The sequence below is a fragment of the Marinifilum sp. RC60d5 genome (assembly GCF_052400665.1).
GTDB lineage: Bacteria > Bacteroidota > Bacteroidia > Bacteroidales > Marinifilaceae > JBQTGK01.
Map to the genome: position 1 here is coordinate 778,864 of NZ_JBQTGK010000002.1, position 24,553 is coordinate 803,416.

Genomic DNA, 24,553 nt, shown 5'->3' on the forward strand with positions numbered 1-24,553 from the left:
GTCTCCGCGTTTATAATTCAAGCCAACTTCAAAAGAACTAACAATAATGAAAAAAACAGACTCAAAACTATCAATAAAAGAAAAAATAGGATATAGTTTAGGCGATACAGCCTCCCATTTTGTATGGGATATGGTCGGTTTCTGGATCCTGATTTTTTACACCGATACCTTCGGAATATCGGCAGCAGCAGCCGGAACAATCATGTTGATTGCTCGTTTTTGGGATATGATTAGTGATCCAATTATGGGGATTATTGCAGATCGTACTAAAACACGATGGGGAAAATTCAGACCTTATATCTTATGGATGGCTTTGCCTTATAGTGTTTTAGCAGTGCTCACTTTCACAACTCCAGATTTAGGATCTACCGGGAAAGTGATTTATGCTGGCGTAACCTATATTTTATTGATGTCGGTTTTTACAGCTATCAACCTTCCATATTCATCTTTAGGAGCCGTTATGACTTCTGATTCTTATGAACGAGCAGGCTTAAACTCGTACCGATTTATCTTCGCTTTTGTGGGTCAGTTTATTGTTTCGGGAACCGCCTTAAGTTTGGCACTGTATTTTGGTGGAGGCGATAATGCCAAAGGATATCAGTACACCTTAGTACTGTTTTCGGTAATCAGTTTTATCTTGTTTATGATTACTTTTAAAACAACTAAAGAGCGAGTACAACCGCCAAAAGAGCAAAAAGAAAACTTAAAGGAAGATTTCAAAAATCTTTTTAAAAACAGACCTTGGGTAATTTTATTTTTTGTTGGAATCATATCATTTATCATGTTTGCCATGCAAAATTTATCCATAGCCTACTATTTTAAATATTACATAGGAAATGAAGAAAATGTACAGCTATTTAATGTAATTGGAACCATAGCCTTAATTGTGGCAATTCCTTTCTCTAAACCGCTGGCAAAACGATTCGGTAAACGCAATGTGTTTTTGGCTAGTTCATTGCTTTCCGGATTTTTCTTCATCTGCCTGTACATTCCATCTGCCGAGAATACAATTATGATTTATGCCTTTACTATTTTGGCTAAAATGTCTTACGCACCAGCAGTTCCTTTACTTTGGACCATGCTTGCCGATACCGCCGATTATTCGGAGTGGAAAACCGGACGACGTTCCACCGGACTCGTATTTTCGGCAGCTACATTCGCACAAAAAGCAGGTTGGGGTATTGGTGGAGCTTTGGCAGGGTGGCTGTTGGCAATTTTCCAATTTACGCCAAATGTAGAACAAAGCGAAACGGCCATTACAGGCATTAAGTTGATGATTTCAGTAATTCCAGGAATCTTGTACATGTCTTGCGCCATTCTCTTGTATTTCTATACCATCGATCATGATACCTGTGTGGTCATGAAAAAAGATTTAGATAAGAGGCGATTGGCGGAGAATTATTAAAAGTTTTAAATTACTCCTCCATTTTGAGTCGTCCTAAAATAGGTTGACAGTTTTTAGAACTAATAATATGATCCAGTGAGGCTAGCCTCACTGGATTTTAAATAACGAATAAATAATGGGTTATAGAATAAACACAATTCTCATTATAGATTATATTTTATAATTGACTTACTCCTTTGTTATTTTAAGAGGAGTTTCTTGTCTAAGATAAACGGTTTGATGAGGAAATGGAATTTCGATATTATTCTTATCAAATTCTTCCTTAATAGATTTATTTAAATCGCATTTCATAACAAAACTTTTACCCGAATCTGCAGCCCAAATATAAGCTCTTAAAAGAATACCAGAATCACCTAGGCTAATAACTCTAACAATAACAGGAGGTATGTTCTCTAACTTATCTGTATCACTTCTATTGTCTAAAAAATTTGGATGTTCAAGGGCCTGATTTTGGATAATTTCAATTGCTTTATCGATATTAGAATTGTAGCTAATACTAAGTTCAAGAAAAGCACAAATTTTTGCATCTCCAATGGTAGAGTTCAAAATGGTTTCCGAACTAATTACAGAGTTAGGGATAATTACCCTTCTGTTTTCAGGATTCTTAATAATAGTATGACGTAAGGTAATGTCTTCAACAGTACCAAAGTGAAGTTCTCCAATCTTAATAAAGTCACCAACACGAAACGGCTTGAATATAACAATAAAAATACCACTAACAATGTTAGAGAAAGCTTGCTGCGACGCAAAACCGACAATGGCAGCCAAAATACCCGCACTAGCCAATAGACTCATACCAAGGTTTTTTAACTCAGGTATGGAATAAAAGATAATGATTATAACAACGATAAAAATTAAGAAACTTACCGCATTTTTTAAAAAATTATAGTTGGTAGGATCTACATTTAATTTGTTAGCAGCTTTTTTTAACATGCGATTCATAAAGAAATGAATCAATTTTGATAGAATTAATCCTGCAGCTGCAGCCATAAGAATAAACAAAAGCTTATAGCCTATTCCGAGATCTTTAATTAATGTTTCAAGCGTTTCTAACATTGTTTCTAGTAGTTGATTAATTTAAAGATACAATTATTCAAATTTATTTTATGATACCAAAGAGAAAAAGGAAATATGAGCATAGATTATTTTATATTTTAAGACACAAAATTATTAGCTAATATTTTGTGTTCTTTAATTTGTTAATTAGACTTGTATGTGCAATTTGATGTTAAGCTTAGTTTTGTTAATAATAATGAAATTTATAAAATGAGTAATTATAAAAAAGATCAATATAGTTCTGAAAAACCCACACCTTATTCCAATACACTTCAAAATGAAATTATTCTTGTTAAAAAAGCTTCAGGCGAGGAAGAACCTTTTATTTTGGACAAATTAGCTCGTTCTTTAAAAAATGCAGGAGCAGATTCTTCTAGTATAGAAAATATCCTTTCAAATATTGAGGAGTGGATTTTTTCTGGAGTAACGACCAGACAAATTTATTCTCGTGCATTTAATTTATTGCGCAAGGAAAGGAAATCTTCGGCCATGCGTTATAAACTAAAGCAGGCAATTATCGAATTAGGTCCTACCGGATATCCTTTCGAACAGTTTATTGGCCAGATATTCGAAAAACAAGGTTGTGAAATAAATGTTGGAGTAGTGGTAGAGGGATTTTTTGTTAATCATGAGATGGATGTTGTTGCCACACAAAATAATATTCAACATCTTGTCGAGTGCAAATATCATAAAGATCAGGGTAAAAATGTAAGTATTCAGGTGCCATTGTATGTTCACTCGCGGGTAGGTGATATTGTTCATAAAAGAAACCAATTACCGAAATACAAAGGGCTTAGTTTCCAGGGCTGGCTTATTACAAATACAAGATTCTCAGAAGATTCTATATTGTACGGAACAGGTTGTGGTTTAAATCTTTTAGCCTGGGATTATCCAAAGCATCGAGGTTTAAAAGAAATTGTGGAAGAGCTTCGTTTGTATCCTGTAACCATACTACATAATTTAACCAGGAAACAAAAGCAAGAGCTCTTAAATAAGGGAATCGTAACTTGCTTTCAGTTAAAAGAAAATAAAGAGATTTTAGGTACTATTTCATTAAGTGATAGGAAAAATAAACAGCTAATGAAAGAGCTTCAGGATATTTGTGTTGATTGCTTATAGAACTTATTTGCATTATAATTTGATTAAATTATAAAGATCATTTTAGTACAAGGCAATAATATAAATCATTTATTTTCAACAAAATAAGCTTCTATAAATCTATATAAAGCGTTGGTTTTATTATCTTAGAAGAATAACACCACTCATTTTTCTAATAAAGAAAATCAACGTCGAGAATAAAAGTAGGGAATTCATATCTATATTGAATATCCAATTTGAAGGAAAAAGTTAATTGAACACGTCTGAAACTTATTTCCATGTTCGTGTTTGCTTTATGAAAAGATCAGCCTGTAGGTTTCGAAAAATTAGCTAATGCATTTGATAGTAAGGCGCGTGCAGAATCATGTTTAAGGCGTATTCAATGTTTTATCGCACAGTTCTTTTTAGATTCTGATTTAGGTGCAAAACTCATTTTTAGATTATTACCCCAAAAAGAGAACTTGAGACTTAGTATTGATAGAACTAATTGGAAATTTGGGAAAACTGATATTAATATCTTCATGCTTGGTTTCACTAATGAAGGAGTAGCTTGCCCTCTACTATTTTTTATGCTAGATAAGCGTGGTAATTCTAACTGCCAGTAGAGAATTGTGAAAATAGGAAAATATAAATGCCCAGTACGGTAGCACCTAACACGGCTGTAAATTTATTCGATTGAAATACGCTTTTGGCATAAAGCAATCTCATAAGCGAGGTAATTCCTGCCGATATTAAATACGCTATATTAAAATTCGAATGTTCTGAAATTGAGATTAGTAAAACGTAGAAAACACATAAGGCTACACCTACAAGAGTATACTGAAATGGATGAATTTTGCGTCCATTTAGAATTTCAACCAGAAAGAAAATCAAGAATATCAGGGCGATAGTCATTGCTGCATATTTCGACGATCGCATTGATTTTTGGTAATATCTAAAGGCATTATTAAATCAACACCCAAAGCAGAATACTGCATTTCTTTACGCATATCACATAGTTTCTTGTTTAACGAATATGCTATAAATTTTATTTTAGGAATATTTTAATGGCGAGTAGGCTAAAACAAAAACAGGACTTTTCTACAAGTGAAAAGTCCTGTTTTGTTTACTTTTTGTGTGATGAGTAGTTTAAAATTTTCGTCCCCAGATTTTAACAGCTCCACCCATTCCAATATTCATTAATCGTTTACCAGCGTGCCCCAATACAATGCCGCAAAATAAAGCAATAGAACCACATATTAGTAGCGATATTTTAGATGTTAAATTATCGATATCATTCCAGATTAAAAAAGGTGTGAATAAAGCAGCAATGGTCATAATTACGCTGTAAATAATTTTCTTTTTTAGGATCGGTGTTGTTACCGACTTAAATCTTAATTTGCCATCAATAAGTCCACTTATAAAGGCTGCAACTACTGTAAAAGGGAAAATTGCCCCAGCAAATCGTGCTGCACCTAACAATACTTCAGGGAAAAAATTCGGAAATATCAGATTAATAATTAATGCTTGTAATATAAAAACCAATAAGGTTTGAGGAAAATGAACCGCAATTGGATGCATGTCTAAATGTAAAATTTTACTTCTACCAGACGACATTCTTTCTTTGTACTGTTCAAAAACTTTTTTAGGTAAGCCGCATGCAGGACATACTTCTCCTAGTTCACTTTCTTTCATTACATATCCGCATGGTTTGCAGATATAAAGTTTTTCTTCTTGGCTTTCTTTTTTCATGTTAATATGTGGGCTTAAAATTGTCTATTATCTTTGAAGTATAAAGTTGTAAAAAAATATTACCATTTGTATGATAAATTAAATTAGAATCTATTTAAATTTCTATTTACTGGCGTTTATTAAAATAAAGTTCTTATTCTTTTTCGCTTCCTATTTTAGTGACAATACTCATTTTACTCATCATACAGTCATGCGAGTTTCTTGTTTGAGGAATGGTACAGTCAGAGCAATTTTTAATTCCATTAGGATATTTAAAATTACCTTCGCATTTATCTTTTAGCATTTATAAAGGGCAAAAACAAAATAAACAATGAAAATCTTCCTCTTTTATTCCTTTATGACAAGGGAAATATTCACACTCCCGGTTTTGGAAAAATTTATAATTTTTCGACATAATTTTATTTTTTCTGATTTTTAGGATAACGTTTGTTTAGTGTAAGTTGTTTTGCAAATCTAAATGAACATATAAATATTAGGAAATATAATTGAGAATTTTTTGTGTCGATAGCTTAATTAAATAGTTTTAATCTAAATAAAGTTTGAAACTTAATTTTTAATACTTAATTAAATTGGAGAAATGTATCTTTGAGCGCAACCATTATAAATCCCAAATTTACATTACTAACACATAATAATTTAATCGGATGTTTAAATTAAAAGTTAAAGTTTTGGCTTTTGCCGAAGCTAAACAGGACTATATTGAATTGGGAAAAGAGAGATTGTGTACTATGCTTCCCGAATTTGCAAATCAGTTTCAATTTGTTGATGATAATGCTGATATTTTATTTGTTTTAAGTGGAGGAAGCGAGCAAGCGGCTAAACAAATGGCCGAAGAAGGAAAATTCTATATCATTTTGTCTAACGAACTGGATAACTCAAATGCAGCTGCATTTGAAATAAAAGCATGGATGAATAGAGAGGGAATTTGCTCTAAATTGCTTACCAATCCGGAGGAAATGAAATCTTATTTGACTTCTTATTTTGAAGTTGCAACAGCAATTGAATCTTTAAAAGGCAAACAGTTAGGTTTAATAGGAAATGTTTCTGATTGGTTAATTGCTTCTAAGGTTGAAAAAAATATTCTGGCAAGTAAATTAGGTATAAAGCTAAGGCAGATTGACTGGAAAAGCTTATGTTCTTTTGAAGATGCTCAAGTTAATGAAGAGTTCCTCACAAAGTTTGAGTACAAAAATGAAGTAGAGAAAGAAAATGCTTCTAAGATTTATAATATACTTAACGATTGCGTTTTAGAAGAGAAATTAGATGCTATTACAGTTGAGTGTTTTCCTTTGGTACGCCAAAAAGCGGTTACAGCATGTTTGGCTTTGTCGCTTTTTAACGATCAGCAAATACCAGCCGGTTGCGAAGGCGATTTAGCTAGTATTGTAGGTATGATGTTTGCTAAAGCGGTAAGTGGATCAATTCCTTGGATGGCAAATGTCGCTCGAATATCAAAAGAATCTACTTTGTTTGCGCATTGCACCATAGGTAAAAATTTATTATCCGACTGTAAAGTTACTACTCATTTCGAAACTGGTTTAGGAACCGCTATTCAGGGAATGTACCGATACAATGATATTACTGTATTTAGAATGAACAGTAGTCTCACAAAAGCATTTATTACAACCGGACAGGTTTTGGATCGCCCACAATATGCAACTGCCTGTCGTACTCAAATTGAGGTGAAATTAACCGATAATGCTGTAGATACTTTAAAAGAAAATCCATTGGGAAATCATCATCTTATTTTACAGGGAAATCAGACTGAGAAATTAAAGCTTGCCTGTTCTTTAATTGGGGTAGAATTGGTATAAAATAGTAAAAGGAGATTTTCATTTATTGATGATCTCCTTTTTTTATGTTTAAAAAATATTTAGTCAACCTTTTCCATTTCTAACATTTTTAACTCTGTAATATCATCGATAATAACGACAATGTATTTTTCTTTATTATAGATAAATAAACGTGTAGAGAATTGTAAATGTTTGTCCGATTTAATCCCATTATGATCTATAAAAGATTTAATGAGATGTTTGTTTTCAACAGGTTTATTTTCAATGTATGAATAAAGTGATGCCATTCTTAGTTCGCATTGGCTGCAATGGGAAGTTGAACCGCAGGCTTTATTTTCTTCAATTTGGTGAGCACATCCAATGGCTTCACCACATCTGCGGTATAAAATATCAGTTCCACGTTTGTTCGAAAAAATTGTGGTTAATGGATTGTTAAAAGCTCTAAGTTTTAGTTCATTATCTAATAACATTACACAGCTATTAATATTATCCAGAATAATATTTAAGAAGTCGCTACTTTTGCTCAGAATTTTAAATCTTTCATTTGTATGTGTAATATCTGTCATTATATCTACTTAATTGTATTGGTTTTTAATATAACATAAAGCAAGTTAAATGTTTTTCCGATATAAAACAAAATAAATTAATGGGTTTTTTTTATAAGATTTTATGAACTAAATAGACTTTCTAAAAAAAAATTATGTAAATGTTATTCGGCGGAGATATTGTAACCTCCTTTTACCAAAATATTGTTCGTTGTTTTTGAATTTAAGATTTCGGTGTAGCCACCAGATTCATTACCTGTTTCTATTTTTTCTTTGCGGAGATAGTATTTATTATTTTCGTGTTTCTCTACAATAAAAATATATCGGTTTAATCCTGATTTTATTATTGCCTGACTTGGTAATGCATTAGCTTCTTTGCTATTTATAATTATATCCGCATTAATGCAAGCGCCATTAAATAGTTTATTTTTGGCTTTTTTATCCAATTTGGCAAAGCAAGTTATTGTTTTGGTTTTAGGATCAATAGATTTACCAATACTGCTAATGCGCGCCGTATACAATTGAGTAGGATTGTTTTGAGCGTTAAAATGCAACAGTTGACCGATTTTTATTTTGTGAATGTCTTTTTCGAATAAGGAAATTTGAACTTGAATTTGTTCTGTATCAATAATTTCGATTAATGATTGTTGTGGTTCGACATATTTTCCTAATACCAAATTATGATGTGTAATATAGCCACTAATTGGAGCTGTTATATTTAGTGAAGGAACAAACTTGCCATTTTCAACTTGAGTTTTATTAAGATTTAGTAGTTCTAATTTTAATTTAAAGCCTTCGTATATAGCATTACTTGCGCGGTATTTACTTTCTGCAGTAATTAAATCTTTATTTGCGCCTATATTTTCCTTCGAAAGCGTTTTACATCTCTCATAATCAGCTTTGGCTTTCATTAATTCTACAGAACTTTCCGCATAATTTTGTTGTAAATTAATTAATTCTTGCGATTCAATTTCACAGATTAACTCATGTTTTTCCACGTAATCGCCAATAGTAAAATGAATATTTTTAACTATCCCCGGTATAGGTGTACTTATTTTTGCAATACCATTGGTGGGAGCACTAAGGGATCCGTTGCAAGCTAAACTTGTTTCGAATAGCTGTTTCTTTAAGCTTCCAATTTTCATATTGTTGAATGTAAATTGCTCCTGACTAATAATATTTAAGCTCTCTGATGTGTTAGAATTTATTTCGTTTTTAATTTCTTTTTGTTGGCAAGCTATTAGAAAACTTGCAAAAAATATTGCGATAAGAATATTTAGATTTTTCATAATGGTCTTTTTTTACTTGCTTAAATAGTTTACCTCGATAGCCAGCTGATTGTACTTCGCCAGCTGATCGAGATTTATAAGATTTAGATTTACTGAGTTTTCTACGCTGAAAACAAATTTGAAAAAATCAATTTCGCCTAATTGATATGATTTTTGAGCTGTATTTAAAAGTTGTTCACTTAATTTTCGACCCGTTTCTTCATAGTTTTGAATGGACTCATCGTATTTTTTCAATTCCAGAAGTAGCTCTTTTTGTTGTGCAGTTCTACCAATTAAAAAATTAGTTCTTTTATTTTGATTGATATCTATGGCAATTTTATTGGCTTTAATTCGTGCTTTTTGTTCCCCAAAAAATAATGGCAAAGACAAGCCAATTTGGAATCCTTCGTAAGTTTGAGCATTCGAATAGGAATTACTCCCTCTAAAATAAGCCAAAGATATATCGGGAAGCAATTTGTTTTTTTCCAACTGATATTGTACCTGTTGTTGCTCGCTTTTTAGTTTGAGAATTTCTAAATCGGTGCAAGTTTCTATATTGTTAATGATAATAGGAATTTTTGTAAGTTTTTGTTTTGCAATAGAATATATGCTATCGGATTGTAGAATGGCATGTAATCTCGATTCGTAAATTTTTAAATTATAGTTTACTTCCTGCAGTCTTATTTTAGCTTGTTCGTGTTTCGATTTTGCTGTAAGTAGGTCAATTGGGCTTGTCTCACCGTGCTTAAAACTAAGTTCGGCTTTTTTTGTGAAGCTTAGGTATAGCGAATCTAAAGATTTAAGAATGTGCAGTTTGTTTTTTAGGTAGATAATTTGGTAGTATGCTTGAGAAACATTTTTACTGATTAATTGTTTGTTCCGGATATATCTGATTTGAGAAATGGACACATCTTTTTTTAATATTCTCGATTTAGAAGTGTAAACACTGGGAAATTTGAAATTTTGTTCCAGCCCGTAAATACGCAAAGGATGACCATTTTCAGCGATGTTATTTTGATCGTATGCATAATAAAATAGCGTTTTTTCCGGCGAAAAGGCACCTCCTTTTAAAGCTTTAAACTGATCTATTTCAAGAGTAGATGCATGAAGTTCTTTATTGTTATCAATAGCAATTTGTATGGCTTGTTCAAGTTTTATAGTTTTTGTTTGGCCTTTAGTAGTAAACGAAAAGCCCAAAATAATTAGAATAATCATAGATGGTTTTGATCGCAGAAAACGTAAGGGTTTAAAGCCAATTCCTGTTACATTATAGAAAATTTCGAAAAGCAGAGGTAAGGCGATCATGGTAAGCATAGTAGAGGTAATAAGTCCGCCAATTACTACTGTGGCTAATGGGCGTTGTACTTCTGCTCCGGCTCCGGTAGAAATAGCCATCGGAAGAAATCCCATTGCAGCTGCAGCGGCTGTTAATATAACCGGACGCAAGCGATCTTTTGTGCCAGTAAGAATAAGCTCGCGCATATTGCTCATGCCTTTTTTCTGAAGGTCTTTTAAATGTTCAATTAAAACAATGCCATTTAATACCGCAATTCCAAATAAGGCAATAAAACCAATTCCTGCCGATACACTAAACGGCATTCCCCTTATCCATAATAAAATTACTCCGCCAACAGTAGAAAGAGGTACAGCGGTAAAAATTAATATGGCATCTTTAAACGAATTAAAGGCAAAATGTAGAAAAATAAATATTAAAAGTAAGGCAAGAGGTACTGCAAATAATAGGCGTTTCGATGCATTTTGTAAATTTTCAAATTGTCCTCCATAAACAATATAATTACCTGGCTTAAGAGATATATTGGCATCAATTTTTGTTTGTATATCTTCCACTACCGATTGCAGATCTCGATTTCTTACATTTACACTTATGGCCATCATTCTATGGGTGTTTTCTCTTGAAATTTTAGCTGGTCCTTCGGAGTAAGAGATATCGGCAATTTCATGAAAGGGAATTTTACCCCCATTGGCAAGAGGAATCATTAATTGTTTAATGTTATTAATGTCTTTCCGGTTTTGCTTTTGTAAGCGGACCTCTAAATCGAAGCGTTTTTCTCCTTCAAATACACTTCCGCTCGATTCGCCGCCAAATGCCATTGCTAAATAAGTATTTAGTGTTTTTATATCTAAACCATAAAGTGCTATTTTATTTCGTTTGTAAATTACATTCATTTGAGGTAAGCCTTCTGTTTTTTCTAAAATAATATCAGCAGCTCCGGGTATATCTTCAATAAGTTTTTTAATTTCACTTGCTTTTTGGTTTAAATAGCTTAAGTTTTCACCAAAAATTTTAATTGCAATATCGGCTCTAACACCTGTAATTAGTTCGTTAAATCGCATTTCTATGGGTTGAGTAAACTCATACTCAATTCCAGGAATTATCGAAAGGGCTTTTTTAAATTCATCGGCCAGTTCTTCTTTACTGTTTGCATTTGTCCATTCCTTGCGTGGATTTAGTTTAATAATCATATCTATTTCTTCCATGGACATTGGGTCTGTAGGAACTTCGGCTGCTCCAATTCTACACACAATTTGATCGATTTCAGGAAAACGATCGATTAAAATATTCTCCATTTTTGTACACATCTCAACTGTTTTAGATAAAGATGTTCCTGTTTTTAGTACGGGTTGAATAACAAAATCACCTTCATCTAAAGTTGGCACGAATTCGCCACCCATTTTAGAGAAAAGAATACCCGTAAGAATTAGAACAATAAGAGATGATCCTAAGACTAATTTTTTGTGAGAACAAGACCATTTCATAACAGGGGTGTAAGAATGGTAACAGAAGTTCATAATTTTATTGGAAATATTCCTGCTGCCTTTTTTTTCGGGTTTTAAAAATAGTGCCGATGCAACCGGTAGCCAGGTAAATCCTAATATCATAGCACCAATAATGGCAAAACTAAAGGATAGAGCCATTGGTTTAAACATTTTACCTTCAACACCTTGTAGTGATAAAATTGGGATAAATACAATAAGAATTATAATTTGTCCAAAAATGGCAGAATTCATCATTTTTGATGCTCCTGAAAATGTGATTTTATCTAAAAGTGTTTTTTGTTCTTCAGGCTTAGATTTCTGATATTCATCGGAGTTGGCATTTATTCGTATGGCTATGTATTCAACAATTATAACAGCTCCGTCTATAATTATTCCAAAATCGAGTGCTCCCAAACTCATTAAATTGGCATCGATTCCAAAAACATACATCATCGATAGAGTAAAAAGTAAAGCCAAAGGAATCATAGAGGCAATAACTAGTGCTGAACGAATATTTCCCAAAAGAAGAATTACGATAAACATTACAATGATACATCCCAATAGTAAATTTTCAATTACTGTAGTTGTGGTTTTTCCAATTAACTCGCTTCGTTCTAAAATTGGATTTATAAAAACTCCTTCAGGCAGATTTTTCTGTATTTGGGCGACTCTGTTTTTTACTTCGTTAATAACCAGTTTCGAGTTGGCTCCTTTTAGCATCATTATTTGGCCCAATACTTTTTCGCCTTGTCCATTGGCGGTAATTGCCCCATATCTATTGGCATACCCTAAATGTACAGTGGCAATATCTTTTATTAGAATAGGAATGCCATTGTTGTTTTTAACAACAATATTCTCAATATCTTTAATCGATTTTACTTGCCCATCGCTACGAATAAAATAGGATTGATTGGTTTTTTCGATATAGGCACCCCCTGAAATGCTATTGTTGTTTTGTAAAGCATTAAAAACTTCGATTAAGTTTAAATCCATATACTGCAATTGATTTGGATTTATGGCTACTTCGTATTGTTTTAAAAATCCGCCCCAGCTGTTTACTTCTACTACGCCAGGTATTCCAGATAATTGGCGTTTTACTATCCAATCTTGTATGGTGCGAAGTTCCATTGCCGAGTATTTATTTTCATAGCCTGGCTTAAGATCTAAGATGTATTGGTATATTTCTCCAAGTCCTGTGCTTATTGGTCCCATTTCTGGAGTTCCAAATCCGTCTGGGATATTGGCCGATGCCGATTTAATTTTTTCGGCTATCAACTGTCGGGGCAAATAAGTTCCAATTTTATCACTAAACACAACAGTTACAACAGATAAACCAAATTTAGATACGGATCTGATTTCAATAACATCTGGTAAATTTGCCATTTCCAATTCAACCGGAGCCGTAATAAATTGCTCAATTTCCTGTGTAGAAAGATTTCCGGATGTAGTAATAACCTGAACCTGGTTATTAGTGATGTCGGGCACTGCACCAATGGAAATTCTGCTGATAGAATAAAATCCGAATAAAACAATTGATAAGGTAAACAAGATTACCATAAATTTGTTTCGAATACTAAATGCAATTATTTTTTCTAGCATAGTGGAGAATTGAAGTGGTTATTATAAAATCCAGATTTATGAATAAATACTGGTAAATGTTTGAATATTATTCAACAGCTCAATTCTCTCTCTTCAATATTCAGATTAAGTACATTAGTTATACAATTTCAAGTTATAAAAATATCTATCTATGGGCAATAGATTTTTCATAAAGATTAAATAAATTAAAATGCTTTTGTTTTTTTTTGATAAAGAGAAAAATAAAGCTTTATAGTTTATAATAATGCTGATTATCTTTTATTATATTAACAGTGTGGGAATTTTTAAAAAAATTACTAAAAATATCATGAGTAATTTATTCTCGCCAGAATATTAAATATGAGAGGATTGTTTAATAGATAGATTATCGAGTTATTTTAAATTTTGTATTGTTATATAAATAATGAGTTTTCCTGAGTATAAAAAAGGAAACAAAATTAAGATATCGACGTAAATTGAATTTTAGATTTATACTTTAATATATAGGTGTCCAAAAGCCATATTATTTGAGATTGACTAATGCTTTAAAAAAAGCCAATTAAATTACTTATGAAGAAAATACTAGTTGTTGACGATAAACCATCTATGAGCCAATTGATGGTTCGTTTCTTGCAAAACACATTCGACGTAACTACAATGGAAGATGGTCTTAAAGCTATTTCATGGCTACAAGATGGTAATATCCCGGATATTATTCTTACCGATTTAGAAATGCCAAATATGGATGGTATTGAATTAATCAAACGAATTAAAGAAAGTGGATATTTTAATGATATTCCAATCATTGTTTTAAGCAGTCAGGAAAGCAGTAATGTACGTGTGCAATGCCTAAAACTGGGAGCAGAGGATTATATTATGAAACCTTTTAACCCGGAAGAATTAATGATAAGAATTGAGCGTTTGATTAAATAGATACATTATGGAGACAGTTAGCAGACAAATGAAAATAATGTACATTGGGTCTGACGATACTGTTCTTGAAAGTTTTCGGGGACAGAACGTAAGAGTTAATCTAGTGCATCTTAACAATCCATTGCAAGCCTCGGAATGGTTAGAGGAAAATATTATGGTCGATGGAATTGTTAGTGATCTTGAATTGCCAGGTAGAAATGGTTTGGATTTTCACAATGTATTTGTTGAAAAATTTGATGCTGAGAAGGCAGTCCCATATATTTTGTTGGTAAATGAAAAAAGACCTGAAATAATAAAAACAGCCATAAAACAGGGAGTAAGCGATGTATATGCGAAGCCAATAAATGCAGAAACTCTTATGAATCGCATTAATTTTTTGAAGGTACTTCAAGTTCACATGAGGTTTAATAAACCCGAGAAAAGTAAGAATATTAAGGTATATACAACACCTTTTTTTAAGAGATCTTTTGATATCGTATTTGCAAGTCTGGCTTTACTTTGCCTTTCTCCTTTGTTAATTGTTTTTTTAATTGCTATCCGATTGGAATCGAAAGGAAAAGTATATTATATCTCCAAAAGAGTGGGTACTGGTTATCGTATATTTAATTTTCTTAAATTAAGATCGATGTATCCCGATGCCGACAAACGATTAAAAGAGCTTGAGCATTTAAATCAATATCAGAGCGAAGAGCAAGAAGAAGAAGGTAAGATTGCCGCTGAGCTTGAAAATATAGAGAGTAAGGATTTGGATGGAGCAACGATACTTTTTGGCGATGAGGAACAAGTAGAAGAAACTACCCACATTCAAAAACGGAAACAGAAGCAAGATAAAGCTTTTGTAAAATTTGAAAATGATCCTCGAATTACCAAAGTAGGACATATTATTCGAAAATTAAGCATCGATGAATTGCCTCAACTAATAAATGTGATTAAGGGTGATATGTCGATTGTAGGAAATCGTCCTTTGCCACTTTACGAGGCCGAGATGTTAACAACCGATGAATGGACTGATCGGTTCAATGGTCCAGCAGGAATTACAGGATTATGGCAGGTTGAAGCCAGAGGTAAATCCTCTAAAATGTCTCCAGAGGAAAGAAAAGGTTTAGATAATACTTATGTGGAAATTGCCAATAGTAAATATTCATTTTGGAAAGATATCTGGATTATTCTAAGAACAATTCCTGCAGTTTTTCAGAAAGAGAACGTGTAATTTTAATTCAATGAAAGAAACCATTCATAAATTCTTACTATTAGCTATCTTTATATGCATGTCTGTAATTTCTTATGGACAAGAAATTGTGACTGATATTGAAGATCAACTTGAGGTTAACAATTTAAAGGAAAAATTATTGCCTTTAAATGAATTACTTACTTTGGCAGAGAGGCATTCCCCTTTACTTAAAATGATTGATGCTGATATTCACATTCAGGATTTAAGAATAAAATCTGAAAAGAAAGACTGGTTATCTTTTTTTAGCGTAACTGGAACGGCTAAATATGGAATGTTTGAGAATTTGATTGTAACAGACGAATTTGAGCTTGAAGATTCAGGAGCAAGCAGCAGTACCAAACAAACTAGATATACAGTTGGTATGTCTCTTAAAGTGCCACTAAATGAAATTTTTAACAAACTGAATCGCGATGTTGCTTTAAGTGAAAAAATGAAGCTTCAGTATCAAAAAACAGAAACCATTTCTGAATTGCGAAAATTGGTGATTACTCAATATGGAAATTTGCTAAGAGCCCATTCTAAGTTGATAATCAAAACCTCGGAGTTGGAAACTGTAAAAATGAAAATGATTGATACAGAAGTTAATTATAGGAATGGTAAATTGTCATTAGGTGATTTTACAAACCAAAAGAGTGAAATTTTAAAATTACAATTAGCTTACGAAGAGACTAAAATTGAGTTTATTGTTGCAGTTCATATTTTACAAGAAACAATTGGTGTTAGTTTGAACTTAAATCCAAAGATTTGAATATAGTTTATTTTATACGATTATTGTTAAAACACTACATACCTATAATGGTATGTCCTGTTATATTATTTGTTATCATTTTTGTGTTAACCAAAGATGAGCCTAAGGTCTATACTTCCTATACAAATATCTATACGGGAATTGCTACAGGTGCTAATTTAATGTCTCTGGAAAGTTCAAAAGTTGATAGACTGGGAACCATTACGGCTTTTGATAATTTGATCAATATCATTAAATCAAGAGGTGCAGCGGAAGAGGTTGGCTTGCGTTTGTTTACTTATCACATGCTTTTAGATAAACCTGATCCTGATAGAATTTCAAAGGAATCGTTTGTTAAATTGATGGGAATTGTTCCCAAGGATGTTAAAAAGCTTGTTGTTAAAGGTGATTTTGAAAAAACTTATGCAGCCTTTATTGATTATAAAAATAAGAATTTTGAGAATTTTATTTATGAACTTATTTACCTAAATCATCCCGATTACAGTTATGAAAAGATACTTTCTAATTTAAAAGTGAGGCGTATTTCTTCGAGTGATATGATAGAATTGAGTTATAAATCTGATGATCCTGGAATTTGTCAGCAAACATTGGAGATTTTTAATGAGGTGTTTATAAATAAATATTCGGATGTAAAACTGATTCAATCAGATGCAATTCTAAAATATTTTAGAGATCAGTTGGACGATGCTCAATTAAAACTTGATGAAGCAGAGGATCAGCTTCTGGATTTTAACAAAAAGAATAATATCATTAACTACTACGAGCAGTCTGAGCATATTACAATTCAAAAAGAGCGTTTTGCGGCGTTTTATAATGAGCTAAAAATGGAGCATAAGGCTGCAGTTGCTGTGCTAAGTGTTTTGGAAAATAAATTATCGGTACAACAGCAAAAAGAACTAAATAATAGCGACATTATTGGTTTGAGGAATAAAATAGCCAATTTGAATATACAAATCTCAATTAAGGATTATCAGGCAGAACTTGATACGATTAATCGCAAAAAAATTCTTGATGAAATTGCAGATATGAATATTGAATCATTCAGCCTGCAGGAAACTCTTAGGAAATCAATAAATAGAGCCTATTTTATCGATAATACCGTTGAAGGTATTGCATCATCAAATGTACTAGATCAATGGCTCGATAATGTGGTGATTTATGAATCGACTCGTGCAAAACTATTGGTTGGTGAGGAAAAAATTCAGGAGTTTAATCAATTGGTAAAAGAATATGCGCCCAAAGGTGCAACGATGAAACGTCTTGAACGAAAAATTGATATCGCAGAACAAGAATACCTCTCCATTCTGCGTAGCTTAAATGTTGCAAAATTAAAACAGCAAAATTTGGAGTTAAATGCAAACTTAAAAGTATCAGAAACTCCAAATTATCCGCTAAAATCAGAGCCTAGTAAGCGTAAAATTCTATTGCTGATTGGATTGGTACTTGGATTTATGATACCTGCTTTTGTAATTATTGTATTCGATTATTTGAATCAAAATATAAGAACTGTTTCCAATGCCGAAAATCTGATTAAGCTTCCAGTTGTATCAGCTTATCCTAATATGGTACAAAAAAGTAAAACGAAGAACTATGTTGAGATTGGTAGATTGTCTGTGAATAAATTATTCCAGAGTGTGTTAAACCTATCCAACAGCCTTAGGACTGATGAGCCTTTAAAAGTATTGATATATAGTGTACAGGATAACGAAGGTAAAACGACCTTGGGAACAAAATTAGCCCAGCGTTTATCTGCTAATGGTTATAAGAGTTTATTTGTTAACCATGAAGAGGTATCCGGAGATCCTGTTTTTGATTGTCAGAAATATGAAGTCAATAGTGAGTTTATAGCCTGCAAGTCTATTGCAGATTTATATAGGAATAATATAGAAGATGAATCTAAATATAGGGTAGTGTTACTTGAATTACCATCTATTGGATTGAATAATTATCCTGTAAATTTATTTAATGATGCTGATCTAGCATTGCTTACCGTAAGAGCTAATCGAGCGTGGAATGCAGCAGATAAAGATAGCTTAGAGAAGTTATCTGAGCTAACACAGAATTTGAAGCAAGGGGTGTTGCTAAATGGAGTTGAAATAAGTGAAATGGAAAAAGTCATTGGTGAGTTGCCAGGGAAAAGATCATTGATTCGTAGATTTATTAAACGACTGTTTTCATTTCAGCTGCATTCTAAAAAGACAATTAAGTAGTTAAGGAAATTAAAATCGAGAAAGATGAAGATCAATCAGTTAAAGGCGGGGGCAGTGTTGTCCTATGGAATTCTCGGTTTGAGTAATTTAGTGGCTTTGTTTTATACGCCATATATGCTTCGAATGATGGGGAAGAGTGAGTATGGACTTTATGCAATTGTAGCTTCGGTAATGGCATACCTAACAGTCCTCGATTTTGGATTAGGAAATACAATTGTAAGATATACGGCTAAGTATAGGGCAGAAGGAAAATTGAAAGAATTGCATTCAATGTATGGGATGTTTATTGTTGTTTATTCGGTAATTGGAGTAATTGCTGTTGGACTAGGGTTGGCATTATATTTTAATATTGAACTGTTTTACAGTAAGGCATTAACGGCAGATGAAATTCGAAAGGTTCAGATAATGGTGTTGTTAATGACTATTAATCTTGGATTTACATTTCCTTTAACACTTTTTAAATCCATAATAACAGCCTACGAGAATTTTATTTTCCAAAGAATATTACGTCTGGGATACATTATCTTTAATACTACTATAATGATATTGTTACTGGAAATGGGGTATAGGGCTATTGGAATGGTTGCTTTGATGACTGTGTTGAATGTTATGATACAGATTTTGAGGTTTTTATACTGTAAATATCGAATAAAAATAAAAGTTAGGTTTAGAGGATTTCAGAAAGACTTGTTTAAAGAGATTTCTGGCTATTCGTTTTTTATATTTATAGGCGTTATTGTAGAAAGACTTTATTGGAGTTCCGGTCAGATAATTTTAGGGGCAACAGTAGGAACCGCTGCAGTTGCTGTATTTGCAGTAGCTATTCAGCTACAGCAAATGTACCGTAACTTTTCTACCGCCATACCAGGTGTATTACTTCCAAGAATAACAGCAATGACAACCAGAGAGTCCTCAGAAAAAGAAATTTCAGACTTGTTTATTAAAACAGGTAGGATTCAGTTTATTATTCTTTCAATTATTCTGTTTGGATTTATTCTGTTTGGAAAACAGTTCGTAATTATTTGGGCCGGTCCTGATTATGCGCAAACTTATATTATTGCATTACTTTTAATTGTACCTCTTACCGTTCCATTGATTCAAAATATAGGAATTACAATTCTATTTGCAAGGAACAAGGTGAAGTTTAGAGCTATATTTTATTTGTGCCTGGCTTCATTTTCTGTTTTGCTACAATTGCTATTAGTAAAGCAATACGAAGGTGTAGGGAGTGCTTTTGCCATTGCAGTAGGCTTAATACTTGGACAATGGGTTGGAATGAATATTTATTATTACAAAAAAGAGAATATTGACATTCCAAGGTTTTGGAGAGAGATTGGTCGCATGTCCATTGCGCCTCTAATTATAAGTCTGATTACATTTTTTGTTCTAAGGTTTATTGAACTGGATACAATTATAAAATTGGCTGCTGCAATAGTTTGCTTTGTAACGATATATTTGCCATTTTTTTGGAAATTATCTATGAATCAATATGAAAGAGATCTTTTATTTAAACCATTTTTAAAAGTAAAACAAAAAATATTTGCAAAATAAATTTAACCACGATTTAAGGAAGTACTTTATGACCATAAAAAGAAAACTCAAAAGTAAATTGCCTAAGAAAGTCCTTTATTGGTATTATTTGCGATCGGCTAAAAAGGTTGTTGCACCTGATTTAAGAAGAAGGGTTCATGATAAAGTTTATAACGACTCGAAGGTTGATAAGGTAAAGCGAAACCTTACGTTGGAATATCATATTATTGAAAAGGGCTTGACAATGCCAGTACCAAGGCCTGGTTTTGGAAAGACTGTTGTCTTAAGTCTGGAAAGAACCATTTTTGAGTATCATAAATTGAAACTTTCAAAGAATGATTTGGAGTTTAAGCAGTCGGTTTCTGTATTGAAAGAATATAAAGAATTTCATCAAAAAATTGAGTTTGATTTAGACAATGAAGTAACTCTTGCTTTAAATAGAGTTGTTGATACATTTTCTAACCTTGAGGGAATTAAACAAATAAAAACGACTAAAGAAGAATATTTTAAAAGTATAGATGCTCCTTTTGAAGAGTTTTGTAATTCAAGATATTCGGTGAGGAATTATACAGATGAGGAAGTTCCATTGGATGTTTTATATAAATGCGTAAATATAGCACAGAAATCACCATCTTTTTGCAATAGGCAACCTACTAGGGTATGCATTGTGAAATCTGCGGAAAAAAAACAAGCTATCTTATCTATTCAAAATGGGAATAGAGGATTTGGTCATTTAGCTGATACTTTATTGGTTATTACATCAGTAATATCTACAACCAAGGATATTCATGAAAGAAATGAAAATCATTTAAACGGAGGAATGTTTAGTATGACTTTGCTTCATGCACTTCATCAAAATAAAATAGGAGCATGTTCTCTTAATTGGAGTGTAAGCAATGATAAAGAGGAAAAATTGAGACGATTACTTAACATTCCTGAAAATGAGATTGCTTTATTGGTTATCTCCTGCGGATATGTGCCTGATGTGCTGTCAATTGCATCTTCTCCTAGGAAAGAGGCTAAGGAAATAATTACAGAATATCTTTAATCATTAAAATCCGATATTATGAAGATTGGAATTGTAACATTACCATTTAATTCAAATTATGGAGGGATTTTACAAGCTTATGCCCTTCAATCGATATTGAAGAAAATGGGACATCAGGTGGTTACCGTAAACCGTATTTCTAAGGGAATGCCATTACATCTTAAGATTCTTTCTTTCGGAAAGAGGTTTGTAGTTAGATATTTGCTTGGCAATAAAGTGGTTGTAAGAACATGGCCCAATAAAAAGGAAAAAGCAATTACAGCTCAATATACAAATCGATTTATTGATGATTACATTCATCGGACTTACTTTCTTAAAACGGAGAAAGAAATGGAATTATTGGCAAAAGACAATTATGAAGCTTGGCTTGTTGGAAGTGATCAGGTGTGGCGGCCTAAATACTCTCCAAGTATTACCAATCATTTCCTTGGTTTTCTTCCCAAAGATGATCCATCTAAAAAGCTATCTTTTGCGGCTTCTTTTGCCGTTGATCATTGGGAATATACAGAGAAAGAAACTATCGCATGTAAAAAATTAATCAGCAGATTCGATGCGGTTTCGGTTCGCGAAGTGTCAGGAATTGAATTGTGTAACAAATATCTGGATGTGAAAGCAATTCAAGTGTTAGATCCTACCTTTTTAATTGAGAAGGAAGAGTATATTGGATTGGTTGAAAAAGATAATTTACCAGATCAAGAGAAGAAATTGTTGACCTATATTCTCGATAAAAGTTCTAGAGTAAAAGGAATTGTTAAAATGGCTGAGGACCATTTACAGACGGAAGCTTTCTCTACTACACGAAAAAAATCTTTTAAAGAAGCAGGAAAACACAATTTGAAAGATTGTGTTTTTCCTCGCGTAACTGAATGGATCAAAGGATTTATGGATGCTGAGTATGTAATTACAGATTCGTTTCATGGAACGGCATTCTGCATTATTTTTAATAAACCATTTATTGCATTGGGAAATACCAAAAGAGGAATGTCAAGATTTACCTCTCTTCTTAAAATTTTTGGTTTAGAAGATCGCTTGCTAACAGAAAAAGACAATGATCTAAAAGAAAAATTAGATACAAAAATAGATTTTGAAAGGGTAAATAAAATTTTGGCATCAAAGAAAAAGGAAGCAATGGATTTCCTGAATACAAATTTGAATAAATAGAGTAGGATAAAATAATTCATGTGAGATCTGATGAGATAAACATATTTAATGATGAGGGAGGTGCAAGTTATTTGCAAAAACCTGTGCCTTTTTTTCTGTTACTTTTAACAATTGCCATAATTGGTTCGTTGGTTGGAAGTGGTGGTATGATTACTGGTATTGCCTTTATGGCAATTCCTTTTGTTCTTACTTATGTTTATTTTATTTTTAAGTATCCAAAATTTGCCATTATTGGATTATTATTATGCAATTACGTTATACTTGGTTTTAATAGATATATTAAAGGGCTACCACTTGGGATGACAGTTGATTTTCATCTGGTTATTATGTATGTTGCTTTATTTTTTAAATCATTTTTTGATAAAGTACACTGGAAAGATGCAAAGGGAGATTTGCTGGTTCTTACAGTAGTCTGGTTTGGATGGATTTTATTTCAATTGGTAAATCCGCAGGCAGTAGCCAGAGTGTTGTGGTTCAATTCAATGAGGAGTGTTGGTTTGTATATGATTTTAACTATTCCCTTGATTTTGATCCTTTTTAATAAGAGGAAAGATATACATTTATTTTTTACGATTTGGGCAGTACTTGCAATTCTTGGAGCCATAAAGGGAATTGTTCAAAAGTTTGTTGGCTTAGATCCTTTTGAATTTAAATGGTTGATGGGATCGGCAATGGAGACTCACTTACTTTTTGGTAAAATCAGATATTTTTCATTCTTTTCAAATGCCGGACAATTCGGTGCGTCAATGGGGCATTCGGGAGTGATTTTTGGAATTTTGGCTTTCAATCAAAAAGAATCGAAAAAACTTAAATATTTCTACGCAATAGCATCAATATTTTCTCTTTATGGAATGATGATTTCAGGTACCCGAGGTGCAATTGCTGTACCTATTATGGGTTTTGGTTTGTATACAGTTCTTCAAAAAAATGTAAAAGTTTTAATCTTGGGAGCCATAATGGGAATTGCTGTTTTAGTGTTCTTTAAATATACAACTATAGGACAAAGTAATTATACCATTAGCCGGATGCGATCGGCTTTTAATCCTGAAGATGCCTCTTTTCAAGTTCGTCTCGAAAATCAACGTAAACTTAAATCTTATATGGCTTCCAGACCATTTGGAGCTGGCATTGGTTCTACCGGTAAGGAAGCAAAAAAACTGGCACCCGGTTCTGCTGCAGCTCAAATTCCTACTGATAGTTGGTATGTTCTTATTTGGGTGGAACAGGGGATTATCGGTTTAATGATTCATTTGTTTATTCTTTTATACATTGTGTTTAAAAGTTCGTATGTCATAATGTTTAAGTTAAAAGATCCCTGGGTGAAAGCCCAGCTGGGGGCATTGGTTTCCGGACTGTGGGGTGTCATGGTCGCTTCCTATGGGAATGCGGTTCTGGGACAAATGCCAACAGTAATAATCATTTATGTTTCAATGGCTTTTTTATTTCTTGGACATCGATACGAAAAAGAGATTGAAGATGAGCATCAAAAAGGTTTAACTCCTCAAATTGAAATGACATGAGTATAGAAAAGAAAATATTTCCATTGGTTTCGATTATAACGGTAAATTATAATCAGAGAGGAGTTACATTAGATTTGTTAAAGACGCTCAGAAATGTGAGCTATCCTAATTTGGAAGTTATTGTTGTGGATAATGGTTCTCCAACTGATGATCCGAAAGTAATGAAAGAACAATACCCAGAGATCAATTTAATTTTGAGTGAGGATAACCTGGGATTTGCAGGAGGAAATAATCTTGGAATTAGGGCATCAAAAGGAGATTATTTATTCTTTGTTAACAACGATACTGAAGTTACAGAAGGTCTAATAGAACCTTTGGTTGATTTATTGGAGAATGATCATTTAATTGGAATGGTTAGTCCAAAAATTAAGTTTCACTGGAATCCTGATTTGATTCAATACGCAGGATTTACCAAAATGAATCCTTATACAATTCGAAATTCAATTATAGGATTTCATCAGCCAGATAATGGAGATTACAATGAGTTAAAAGAAACAGAGGCAGCTCATGGTGCAGCTATGATGGTGCCTAGACGGGTTATAAAGGAAGTAGGATTAATGCCTGAAGTGTACTTTTTGTATTACGAAGAACACGATTGGGCAGCAATGATAAAGAGAGCTGGTTATAAAATATTTTATCAACCCAAAAGTGAAATTCTGCATAAGGAATCCATTTCTACAGGAAAAGGAAGTCCATTCAAAACCTATTATATCAATCGCGGAAGACTTTTGTTTACCAGGCGCAACATTAAAGGACCTAAGAGGATACTAAGTTTCTTATTTCAACACTTTGTTTCCTTGCCAAAAAATGTCTTGGTTTTTCTTTTAAAAGGACAGTTTAAGCATTTAACATCATATTTAAAAGCATATGCGTGGAATTTAACCCATTATGATGGTGTTTATGTGAATATAAAATATTAG

17 protein-coding genes and 2 pseudogenes are annotated in these 24,553 nt (G+C 32.6%); 12 read left to right on the forward strand and 7 right to left on the reverse strand.

Annotated elements, in window-relative coordinates; genetic code table 11:
- Positions 1-46: 46 nt before the first annotated feature.
- Positions 47-1,405: an MFS transporter gene (locus ACT3CE_RS07125; RefSeq protein ID WP_444709074.1), complete on the forward strand. Its 1,359-nt coding sequence runs from the start codon at positions 47-49 to the stop codon at positions 1,403-1,405.
- Between the two features lie 168 nt (positions 1,406-1,573).
- On the opposite strand, the gene ACT3CE_RS07130 is transcribed toward ACT3CE_RS07125, so the two are convergent.
- Positions 1,574-2,461: a mechanosensitive ion channel family protein gene (locus ACT3CE_RS07130; RefSeq protein ID WP_444709075.1), complete on the reverse strand. Its 888-nt coding sequence runs from the start codon at positions 2,459-2,461 to the stop codon at positions 1,574-1,576.
- A gap of 210 nt (positions 2,462-2,671) precedes the next feature.
- On the opposite strand from ACT3CE_RS07130, the gene ACT3CE_RS07135 reads away from it, so the two are divergent.
- Positions 2,672-3,580, forward strand: coding sequence for an ATP-binding protein (locus ACT3CE_RS07135; protein ID WP_444709076.1), 909 nt, complete (start codon positions 2,672-2,674; stop codon positions 3,578-3,580).
- A gap of 570 nt (positions 3,581-4,150) precedes the next feature.
- Here the strand turns inward: ACT3CE_RS07135 and ACT3CE_RS07140 are convergent.
- From ACT3CE_RS07140 to ACT3CE_RS07150, 3 genes and pseudogenes are all read right to left on the reverse strand, one after another.
- Positions 4,151-4,483: pseudogene (locus ACT3CE_RS07140) on the reverse strand (inner membrane CreD family protein); the annotation flags it as partial.
- Between the two features lie 204 nt (positions 4,484-4,687).
- Positions 4,688-5,290, reverse strand: a complete 603-nt coding sequence (locus ACT3CE_RS07145) for a rubredoxin-like domain-containing protein (protein WP_444709077.1) — start codon at positions 5,288-5,290, stop codon at positions 4,688-4,690.
- 133 nt (positions 5,291-5,423) lie between these two features.
- A pseudogene (locus ACT3CE_RS07150) lies at positions 5,424-5,684 on the reverse strand (cysteine-rich small domain-containing protein).
- 250 nt (positions 5,685-5,934) lie between these two features.
- On the opposite strand from ACT3CE_RS07150, the gene ACT3CE_RS07155 reads away from it, so the two are divergent.
- The gene (locus ACT3CE_RS07155) at positions 5,935-7,104 is read left to right on the forward strand and encodes a hypothetical protein (RefSeq protein ID WP_444709078.1); all 1,170 of its coding nucleotides are present in this window, start codon (positions 5,935-5,937) and stop codon (positions 7,102-7,104) included.
- A gap of 59 nt (positions 7,105-7,163) precedes the next feature.
- Here the strand turns inward: ACT3CE_RS07155 and ACT3CE_RS07160 are convergent, their stop codons facing one another.
- The 3 genes from ACT3CE_RS07160 to ACT3CE_RS07170 all read right to left on the reverse strand — a co-directional run bounded on the left by ACT3CE_RS07160 (position 7,164) and on the right by ACT3CE_RS07170 (position 13,273).
- Positions 7,164-7,649, reverse strand: a complete 486-nt coding sequence (locus ACT3CE_RS07160; protein WP_444709079.1) for a hypothetical protein — start codon at positions 7,647-7,649, stop codon at positions 7,164-7,166.
- Between the two features lie 143 nt (positions 7,650-7,792).
- A complete protein-coding gene (locus tag ACT3CE_RS07165; RefSeq protein WP_444709080.1) occupies positions 7,793-8,917 on the reverse strand; it encodes an efflux RND transporter periplasmic adaptor subunit in 1,125 nt (374 codons plus the stop codon).
- 12 nt (positions 8,918-8,929) lie between these two features.
- Complete coding sequence (locus ACT3CE_RS07170; RefSeq protein WP_444709081.1) at positions 8,930-13,273, reverse strand: CusA/CzcA family heavy metal efflux RND transporter; 4,344 nt, start codon at positions 13,271-13,273, stop codon at positions 8,930-8,932.
- A 549-nt stretch (positions 13,274-13,822) separates the two neighbouring features.
- Between ACT3CE_RS07170 and ACT3CE_RS07175 the strand changes: the two genes are divergently transcribed.
- From ACT3CE_RS07175 to ACT3CE_RS07215, 9 genes are read left to right on the forward strand one after another with little or no spacing between them, the layout of a single operon-like run.
- A complete protein-coding gene (locus ACT3CE_RS07175) occupies positions 13,823-14,185 on the forward strand; it encodes a response regulator (RefSeq protein ID WP_320120014.1) in 363 nt (120 codons plus the stop codon).
- Positions 14,186-14,192: 7 nt separating this feature from the next.
- Positions 14,193-15,395 (forward strand): sugar transferase, encoded by a 1,203-nt coding sequence (locus tag ACT3CE_RS07180; protein ID WP_444709082.1) that lies wholly within the window; start codon positions 14,193-14,195, stop codon positions 15,393-15,395.
- A 10-nt stretch (positions 15,396-15,405) separates the two neighbouring features.
- A complete protein-coding gene (locus ACT3CE_RS07185) occupies positions 15,406-16,164 on the forward strand; it encodes a TolC family protein (protein WP_444709083.1) in 759 nt (252 codons plus the stop codon).
- Positions 16,161-18,374, forward strand: a complete 2,214-nt coding sequence (locus ACT3CE_RS07190; protein ID WP_444709084.1) for a GumC family protein — start codon at positions 16,161-16,163, stop codon at positions 18,372-18,374. The genes ACT3CE_RS07185 and ACT3CE_RS07190 overlap by 4 nt, the downstream gene beginning before the upstream one ends.
- A gap of 24 nt (positions 18,375-18,398) precedes the next feature.
- Positions 18,399-19,925 carry an oligosaccharide flippase family protein gene (locus tag ACT3CE_RS07195; protein WP_444709085.1) on the forward strand — a complete coding sequence of 509 codons (1,527 nt, stop codon included), beginning with the start codon at positions 18,399-18,401 and terminating at the stop codon, positions 19,923-19,925.
- 28 nt (positions 19,926-19,953) lie between these two features.
- The gene (locus ACT3CE_RS07200; protein WP_444709086.1) at positions 19,954-20,952 is read left to right on the forward strand and encodes a nitroreductase family protein; all 999 of its coding nucleotides are present in this window, start codon (positions 19,954-19,956) and stop codon (positions 20,950-20,952) included.
- Between the two features lie 18 nt (positions 20,953-20,970).
- Positions 20,971-22,113: a polysaccharide pyruvyl transferase family protein gene (locus tag ACT3CE_RS07205; protein ID WP_444709087.1), complete on the forward strand. Its 1,143-nt coding sequence runs from the start codon at positions 20,971-20,973 to the stop codon at positions 22,111-22,113.
- A 20-nt stretch (positions 22,114-22,133) separates the two neighbouring features.
- Positions 22,134-23,633: an O-antigen ligase family protein gene (locus ACT3CE_RS07210; RefSeq protein ID WP_444709088.1), complete on the forward strand. Its 1,500-nt coding sequence runs from the start codon at positions 22,134-22,136 to the stop codon at positions 23,631-23,633.
- A complete protein-coding gene (locus tag ACT3CE_RS07215; RefSeq protein WP_444709089.1) occupies positions 23,630-24,553 on the forward strand; it encodes a glycosyltransferase family 2 protein in 924 nt (307 codons plus the stop codon). The genes ACT3CE_RS07210 and ACT3CE_RS07215 overlap by 4 nt, the downstream gene beginning before the upstream one ends.